The sequence below is a fragment of the Streptosporangium sp. G11 genome (assembly GCF_051192615.1).
In the GTDB taxonomy this organism is placed as follows: domain Bacteria; phylum Actinomycetota; class Actinomycetes; order Streptosporangiales; family Streptosporangiaceae; genus Streptosporangium.
Genome location: NZ_JBPJUQ010000011.1, coordinates 193,203 through 200,747 on the forward strand (window position 1 = coordinate 193,203; position 7,545 = coordinate 200,747).

Sequence of the window (7,545 nt, forward strand, 5' to 3'; positions counted from 1 at the left end):
GATGGAACCACTTTCACCGCAACGTCTCCTCCGAGTACGGGATCCGGACCTCTCCCCCGGCCGGCACCCCCGAGGAGGGCGTGGCCGCCGAGCCGGCGGCCGCGGGGCGGGAGCGTCGGGGGTGAAAACGCAGATGATCCCGGCGACGGCGAGGATGGTGATCAGAGGGGGATCGCACCCTTTGCCTTGCTGGCAGCTCTATGGGCCGGTCGGGAAACCGCGACACTTTTTGTGACGTATATACAACGCCATCCGGATCAGTGACTGACCCCATGCTGGATAGCCTTGAAGGAACGCCGCCGAGGCTGCCGGCCCCGACTTGATGCCGCCTCAGCGCCGCCACATCTGTCATCCCGATGACCTCGGAGCCCTTGGCGAGCCCGATGCCTCGTTCCGCATCAGCGAAGGACCACTTCCATGCCTGAACCCTGGGAGCTCAAAAACCGGTTGTCCGAAGCGATCAACGCTCACGATCTGCACCAAGTGCTCCAGTACTACAGACCGGACGCTGTTCTCGTCACGCCGATGGGCGTGGCAGAAGGGCATGAGCAGATCGCCTGGTTCTACGAGCAGTTCTTCAAGGGCTTCCCGGACTTTCACAAGACGGCGTGGCTCGAAGTCGCCTGCGGCGATCCCGTGGTCACGGAATGGACGGTCATCGGCACCCACACGGGGCCTTTTCTTCTGCCTGACGGGCGTGAGGTGGAAGGAACCGGACGTCGCATCACCATCCGCACTTCATGTGCGTACCATGTCGAAAACGGCATGATCGTTGCGCAACGGGAATACTACGATCAGCTGGAGCTGTACAGCCAGCTCGGCTTCGGCTTGACCGAGCTTGATCACTCCGCCACGTAGGTCACACGCTCATCGCCGGGCCGGCCACGCGTGGGTTCTTTGCGCGTTTTCCCGGGTCAGGGCCTAGATGGTCTCGCTGACCAGCAGGGCCACGCACTCCACGTGGTGGGTCATCGGGACCACCTCCCAGGGACCATCCCCGCAGGCGCCTGCGGGGATGGTCCGATTGACCAGGCTGCGACTTTCCGGGGTGTGGCGTCGGCCCCGCGCCTGCGGGGATGGTCCCGACGGCTTCATGTCGGTGGTGCTCGGCCAGTTCTTGAGATAGAGCTCTGGTCGTGATCACAGGAGCGGCGGAATGCGCGAGGAGTGGTTCCGTAGGCGTGGCGGAATCTGCGGGTGAAGTGGGCTGGGCTGGTGAATCCCCAGGCGCGGGCGATGGCGTCGATGGTGCGGTGGGCGTGTTCGGGCGCGGTCAGGTCGCGGCGGGCGCCGTCGAGACGGAGGTGGGCGATCCACTGCTCGAGGTCGATGTGGTTGTCGTCGCAGAGCCGGCGGAAGGCGGGGAGGGTGAGGTTGTGGGTGGCGGCGATCTGCGTGGGGGTCAGGTAGGGGTCGGCCAGGTGAGCCCGGATGTAGGCCAGGATCCGGGTGAAGAGGGTCTGTTCTGCGACATCGTGCCGAGCGGAGTCGGCAGTGGTAGAGGCGATGAGGGCACGCAGGAGGGCGAGGACGGTGTCGCCGAGGGCGGCGGCACCGGGTTCGGCGGCCAGGCGGTCGGCATCGGCGTTGAGGCTGTGCAGGTGCGAGAGCAGGAGGGGGGTGATGTCGCTGTGGGGGTGCGGGCGATCGCGGTGCGGATCAGGTGGTCGGGCAGGCCGAGCAGGTCGGCGTCCAGCATGAGGCCCAGGCTCTGGCCGGTGCCGGACCAGCGGCATTCCCAGGGGCCGGTGGATTTGCTGGCGATGGCGAGATCGCGAGCGGTGAGGTTGCGCTGCTGGCCGTTCCAGCCGAAGCCGCCCCGCCCGTGGGGCTGAGTGAGGACCGAGACGGTGTTCCAGGAGTCCTGGCGCAGATGGGAGTCTGCCAGTACCGCATGCCCGACCCCTGGTTGCGGAACAGCGTGACCGGGCCGAAGCGCCAGGCGGCGATGCGCTTGCGGAACCCGTGGCCCGCGTCGAGCTCGTGCTCGATGCCGCAGGTGCCGGCCTCGGCGGTCGCCACAGCGTAGAAGGCGTCGACCCGGTCGCCGAGGGGGAGGTCGTCGGTGTCGAGCAGGAGCATGTCAGTCTCCGGTGGTCGGCGCCGCAGTAGCGCGCCAGGCGCGCGGGGCAGTTCCGTAGGCGTGGCGGAATCTGCGGGTGAAGTGGGCTGGGCTGGTGAATCCCCAGGCGCGGGCGATGGCGTCGATGGTGCGGTGGGCGTGTTCGGGGGCGGTCAGGTCGCGGCGGGCGCCGTCAAGGCGGCGGCGGATGATCCACTGTTCGAGGCTGAGGCCACCCTCCTCGCATAACCGGTAGAGGGAACGCAGGGAGATGTTGTGGACGGCGGCGATCCGGGCCGGGGTGAGGTCCGGGTCGGCCAGGTGAGCCCGGATGTAGGCCAGGACCCGCACCAGAAGCGTCTCGTCGGCGATTGCGCGGCGGGTGCGGTCGGCGGTGATGACGGAGGCGATGAGAGCGCGGACAAGAGCGAGGGTCGCCTGGCCGACGTCAACGGCTCCCGCGCCGGATTCCAGCCGGTCGGCGTCATGCCGTAAGGCAAGGACGCAAACGCATGACCACCACTCAGTTCGACAACCTGGCGATCGTCGCGATGCAGGAGGTGCTCATCGACGTCGCCGAGCTGACCTCTCAGGCCAAGCAGGCACACTGGAACGTCCGCGGCGCGACGTTCCTGCCCGTACACCAGTGGCTCGACGGGCTTGCGGACACCCTGCGGGCCCACACCGACACACTGGCCGAACGCATGGCCACCCTGGGCGGCTGGCCGGACGCCAGCAGCAAGACGTTGAGCGAACGCAACACCCTGCAGTCTCTGCCCTGCGGCGTGCTCACCACCGGCGAGGCACTCACCGCCATGGACGCCGGCCTGGGACGCGTCGCCGCAGCCGCGGCGTCGCGGCTGGGCGACCCCACCCTCGACCCGGTGACCGCCGATCTCCTTACCGGTCTGTGCCGGGACTTGCAGAAGCAGCAATGGCTCGCCCGCGCCCAGCAATGAAGGGTGCCGTTACATTTCAGTAGCAGAGCGTGATCAGACAGGTTGATGTCGGAAGGCGGGCTGGTCCAGGGCGTGCCAGATGTTGGATTCGGCGTAGACCAGCCTTGGGGAACAACCGAACAACCAATAGCGCTACCAACCGGTGACGTTCGCCGCCCCAAGGAGCCCGGCGGTTCCGGGAACACCGGCATGGGCAGCGCCCACGCCGCAGCCGCGCCCTCGAGGATCAGGGTCAGGTAAGCTGCCGATCCCGGCATGGCCTGCCACCGCCGCGCCCGCCACGCCATCTCAGCAGCGGGGAGACGGCGAACGCCAGCGCGATGGCCCCGCCTGCGAGGATGAGCTGCCAGCCGATCCCGACCATGACTAGCGCGACCGTGGACACCGCGAGGACCGCCGCACCAGCCAGCGCCGGGCGGCAGCCAGCGGGCCGACACCAGCACGACGGCGGCCACCAAGGCCGAGAGCTCCGCAGGCGACAGGCCGAAGACGGTCACGCTCATGTGAGCATCGTCGAGGAGCGGTCTGCTCCGGGGCATCGGCCCCATGTCCACGCTCGTGTGCCACCCCTATATGACCACCTACGACTGGGGCGAGACCGTCGCCTCATCCGGGGTGCGACGGTCCAGACGGGCTCGGCCCCCGCGTCCCTCCTGATCCTGGCCACGGGCGGGGCGGCGGGCTACGGTCACATCTGTGACGATGCAGGAGCCGACCGCGGTGCCGCTGGATCCGTACGCGGCGTCGCTGGCGCGAAAGTGGATGGCCGCGGGTGCGTTGATCCGCGATGCGGCGGGGGCGGTGTTGCTGGTCGATCCGGTCTACAAACCGCAGTGGGAGGTGCCCGGCGGGGCCGTCGACGCCGGTGAGTCTCCCCTGGCCGCGTGCCGGCGGGAGGTGGCCGAGGAACTCGGCCTGGATCGGCCGGTGGGCCGCGTGCTGACGGTCGACTGGATCCCGGCCCGGCCCGGCTGGCCGGACGGGCTGATCCTCCTGTACGACGGCGGCGTGCTCGACCCCGCGCAGATCTCCGCGATCCGGCTACCGGCCGACGAGTTGGCCGACTGGGAGTTCGTCGACCCGGACCAGGTGGCGCGGTGGGTGCCGGCGCCGCTGGGCCGGCAGGTCGCCGCCGCCCTGCGAGCCTTGGCCGACGGCACGGTGGCCTACCTGGAGGACGGCTACCCGGCGAGCTGAGCGGCCGGACCTCCCGGACCAAGCACCGGTCATCAGTCGCTACACCGCCCGGCGCGAGCATTCTGCGGCCAACCGAATGACCGCGCTCGCGACCTGCCAAGCCCAGCACCTCACGACCGAGAACACCCTGCTCGAGACGGACCCGATCGCCGACGCCGTGCGCCTGACCGCTTCCCTGTCCCGCGGGCCGCGGGCCGAGAACGTGGCCTACCGGCTCGACATGAAGCCCCAAGCCGCTCATCCCCGGCGAGTACGGGCCGGCTCGCCGCAGCCGACCCAAGCGACCTTTTCACCGGCGTCTTGGAGGTTCAGCAGGAGCGGGTCAACGCGCCCGGCATGCTGCCAGGGGGCCCGGTAGCAACAGCGGAAAATCCAACGGATATCGCTTCGCCAGCGTCGACGTGGAGCACTCCGGCGAGGTCAGCGGCATCTTCAGCCCAGCCCGCCGCACCCACCAACCGGCACACCAGCCATACGACGCCCTCACATCCGAACAGGTCAGGGGTATATCCGTTGGATTTTCGGCGAGCCCACCAGTCCGGAACCCCAACTACGCGCGCACCTGGCATGGCCTGGACCTGGCCCGTACGGACGAGTACGGCGGGGCGGGCCTGTCCGCATCCCCAGCGGGACGAAGAGGTGGCGCAGGGCAGAGTTGGGCAGCGGCATGGCCGCCGCTCGTTCCACGTCAAACCGTCCCGCTTGCGATGCCCCGAGATCGGCGGCACGCTGGCGCGGTGGACTTAGCCATGATCAGTTTGGTTGTCACGATCGCAATCGGTGTTGCACAGGTCTACCTCGCCTGGCTGCAGCTACGTCATTCACGCAACCAGGCGACGCCCCAACGGACGGGCCCGGCCGAGAACTCGCCTCCCCCGTCGCCTTCGCGCGCCACGATCGTCGAGCCGGCGCCTTCCCCCGGCCCTGCACAGCCGCCCCACGACGCCCCCGCCGAACCGCCGCCCGCAGCGCCCCATCAGCACCGCGCCCCAGAGTCCCATCCGATCCCCGATCCGCAGGTCGGGGATCCGCAGGCAGAGGAAGCGCGCCCCTCCTCGCCGCCCGACACCCCGGTTGCGAACTACGCGCGCGACATCATCCCTGTCCTGCCCTACATCGCGCCGTGGGTCGGGGGCCTGATGATCCTCTCCGCCCTCGGCTGGATTTTCGGGTACGACGACCTGGCCAAGGACTACACGACACCCATGGGACGCATGCAGCTGTCTGTCAGCCTGTGGTTCGCGGTGGTGGCGCTCCTGATCAGCAGCGCGTCAACCGGGTTCACGGCATACACGTGGTCTCGCGAGAAGTCCATCTCCGATGACAATGAGGAACGCTTCAACCTGTACGTGGTGATTGCGGTGCTCGGCCCGCCGATCGCGGTGTGGCTCGTGATCGCCCGGCGCGCCGTGATGTTCTGACCTTCCGCCCTCCGAGGTAAACCGCCGCGCAGGCGGGCGACGGGGGCGCCGATCACGTCAAATACCGATCCCAAATTCACGCAATCCCCAGCTTCCACGGGCCCGCCCCCGGCTGAGGACACGTGTGCAGGGTGTGCAGGGAAGAACGAAAGTACTTCCCTCTCACGCGTACGGGGAAGTTGAAACGACCCAGCACCAACCGCCTCCGAGTAAAAGTCGCTGACCTGGACTGCTTCACCGGCTTGTATCCGACGAGCGTGCCAACCGGGGCTCCGGCACCGCCAGCATCCGCCAGAACAGCAACGCCGCCAGGAAGAACACCACCGCCTGCCCGTTGAGCAGCACCGGCATCGGCAGCAGCCCCGCCAGCACACCCGCCAGCATCAGCCCGAGCGCCTGCAACCCGTCCGACAGCGCGAACATCGCGCTCATCACTCGCCCGCGCAACTCATCCGGGGTCGCCTGCTGCGCCACCGACAACCACCCGGCCATCACCCAGACCGAGGGCGCCCCGCTCAGCGTGAACAGCCCCGCGTAGAACCAGATCGCGGTCGTCAGCGCCGGGGAGTTCCAGATGGCCAGGCTGACCAGCCCGAACGCGAGCAGGCTGAAGGCCGTCAGACGGCGCACGTCGAGTTTTCGGGCCAGATATCCGGTCAGCGCACCACCGAGCAGCCCGCCCACCGCCTGCACCCCGCGCAGCAGCCCCGCCTCCGACTCACCCGCGCCGAGCGGCCCGGTGACGAACAGCAGGAACAGGATCACGAACAGCCCTTGCGCGAGCGCCAGCAATCCCAGCACCACCGCGACGGCCCGCAACACCGGGCTGCGCCGGATCAGCCGCAACCCCGCCGACGCACCTTGCCAGAACACCACCGGATCCTCCGCCCGGACCGTCCGGATCTTCGCGCCCGGCAGCGCGAGCACCAACAGCACGGTCACGACCAGCGGCGCGACCGACGCGACGACCACCCCCGGCAGCCCCGCCCAGGCCAGGACGACCCCGCCGACCGGGCTGCCGACCAGGCGGCCCAGGTTGCTGTTGAGGCTGATGGCCGCGTTCGCGGTGACGAGCTGATCCTCGTCGACCACGGACGGCACCATGGCGTTCTTCACCGACTCGAACATCGCGGTGAGCCCCGCTTCGGCGGCCACGACGACATAGACGATCCAGAGGCGGTCACCGTTGTGGACGAGCAGCAGGGGGAGGAGCAGGAGCGCTCGGGCGATCGTCAGGCTCGCCATGAAGCGGGAGCGGTTCCAGCGGTCGGCCAGGATGCCGGCCAGCGGGGTGAGCAGCAGACTCGGCAGCAGCCCGACCATGGCGACCGTGGAGGTGACGAGCGCCGACCCGGTGATCGACAACGCGTACAGGGGGAGGGCGATGAGCAGGGCCCACCGTGTGGCCTCGGTGCAGAAACTCGCCAGCCAGAGCAGGAAGAGCGCCCGGCCGCGTAATGGATGGGGCTTCATAACGCGCCTCCGGCCGTCTTGTAGCCGACCTTCATGACGTACCTCCAGCTGACTGATCACCGGCCGACCTGTGGTGGTGCTTCACGACTACCTCCGGCCGAGCCCGCAGCGGTCGGTGATGGCGTCCTCCTCCCGAATGTGTCCCCAGCCCCAAGGTGAGCTGATCTGCGCAGGTCACGGGACTTCCGAGAAGATCGTGCTCTCGGAAGTGGAGACGGCCATGACCTCCGAGAACACGCACGGCTGAGAGGCGAAACCCCAGCTCGGGACTTCCTAGAACAGGACCGCGCCGCTAGTTGGCGGCTAATCGCATGTTGTGAGCAGGCGCCAGTTGCAGAGCCTGACTTGGCGAGGGCGCTGGATGCCTATCCCCAGACCGGTCCGAGCTGGTGCCTGCCCACCTAGTGATCTGCCGTCGTCGTGTTCGGTATGC

Annotated in this window: 8 protein-coding genes; 4 read left to right on the forward strand and 4 right to left on the reverse strand. The window is 68.6% G+C overall.

The genetic code is table 11. The features are described from left to right. Window positions 1-417: 417 nt before the first annotated feature. Window positions 418-858, forward strand: a complete 441-nt coding sequence (locus tag ACSDR0_RS14530; protein WP_435289309.1) for an ester cyclase — start codon at window positions 418-420, stop codon at window positions 856-858. Between the two features lie 233 nt (window positions 859-1,091). On the opposite strand, the gene ACSDR0_RS14535 is transcribed toward ACSDR0_RS14530, so the two are convergent. Genes ACSDR0_RS14535 through ACSDR0_RS14545 form a run of 3 tightly spaced genes read right to left on the reverse strand, consistent with a single transcriptional unit; the run spans window position 1,092 to window position 2,413 of the window. Then, window positions 1,092-1,736: a helix-turn-helix domain-containing protein gene (locus ACSDR0_RS14535; RefSeq protein ID WP_435289310.1), complete on the reverse strand. Its 645-nt coding sequence runs from the start codon at window positions 1,734-1,736 to the stop codon at window positions 1,092-1,094. Continuing rightward, entirely contained in the window at window positions 1,660-2,082 is a 423-nt protein-coding gene (locus ACSDR0_RS14540; protein WP_435289311.1) for a hypothetical protein, read from the reverse strand. Before ACSDR0_RS14540 ends, ACSDR0_RS14535 begins: the two co-directional genes overlap by 77 nt. 1 nt (window position 2,083) lies before the next feature. After that, entirely contained in the window at window positions 2,084-2,413 is a 330-nt protein-coding gene (locus ACSDR0_RS14545) for a helix-turn-helix domain-containing protein (RefSeq protein WP_435289312.1), read from the reverse strand. 161 nt (window positions 2,414-2,574) lie between these two features. Here ACSDR0_RS14545 and ACSDR0_RS14550 point away from each other — a divergent pair, with 161 nt between their 5' ends. The 3 genes from ACSDR0_RS14550 to ACSDR0_RS14560 all read left to right on the forward strand — a co-directional run bounded on the left by ACSDR0_RS14550 (window position 2,575) and on the right by ACSDR0_RS14560 (window position 5,639). Beyond that, window positions 2,575-3,021 (forward strand): Dps family protein, encoded by a 447-nt coding sequence (locus tag ACSDR0_RS14550; protein WP_435289313.1) that lies wholly within the window; start codon window positions 2,575-2,577, stop codon window positions 3,019-3,021. Window positions 3,022-3,723: 702 nt separating this feature from the next. Then, complete coding sequence (locus tag ACSDR0_RS14555; RefSeq protein WP_435289320.1) at window positions 3,724-4,218, forward strand: NUDIX domain-containing protein; 495 nt, start codon at window positions 3,724-3,726, stop codon at window positions 4,216-4,218. Between the two features lie 749 nt (window positions 4,219-4,967). Next, window positions 4,968-5,639, forward strand: a complete 672-nt coding sequence (locus ACSDR0_RS14560) for a hypothetical protein (RefSeq protein WP_435289314.1) — start codon at window positions 4,968-4,970, stop codon at window positions 5,637-5,639. Window positions 5,640-5,873: 234 nt separating this feature from the next. Here the strand turns inward: ACSDR0_RS14560 and ACSDR0_RS14565 are convergent, their stop codons facing one another. Beyond that, on the reverse strand, window positions 5,874-7,112 hold the full coding sequence (locus ACSDR0_RS14565) for an MFS transporter (protein WP_435289315.1): 1,239 nt from the start codon (window positions 7,110-7,112) through the stop codon (window positions 5,874-5,876). Window positions 7,113-7,545: the final 433 nt, after the last annotated feature.

Coding starts and splice junctions, on each gene's coding strand:
- ACSDR0_RS14530 (WP_435289309.1), top strand. CDS start 418: ATGCCTGAACCCTGGGAGCTCAAAAACCGGTTGTCCGAAGCGATCAAC.
- ACSDR0_RS14535 (WP_435289310.1), bottom strand. CDS start 1,736: ATGCCGCTGGTCCGGCACCGGCCAGAGCCTGGGCCTCATGCTGGACGC.
- ACSDR0_RS14540 (WP_435289311.1), bottom strand. CDS start 2,082: ATGCTCCTGCTCGACACCGACGACCTCCCCCTCGGCGACCGGGTCGAC.
- ACSDR0_RS14550 (WP_435289313.1), top strand. CDS start 2,575: ATGACCACCACTCAGTTCGACAACCTGGCGATCGTCGCGATGCAGGAG.
- ACSDR0_RS14555 (WP_435289320.1), top strand. CDS start 3,724: ATGCAGGAGCCGACCGCGGTGCCGCTGGATCCGTACGCGGCGTCGCTG.
- ACSDR0_RS14560 (WP_435289314.1), top strand. CDS start 4,968: ATGATCAGTTTGGTTGTCACGATCGCAATCGGTGTTGCACAGGTCTAC.
- ACSDR0_RS14565 (WP_435289315.1), bottom strand. CDS start 7,112: ATGAAGCCCCATCCATTACGCGGCCGGGCGCTCTTCCTGCTCTGGCTG.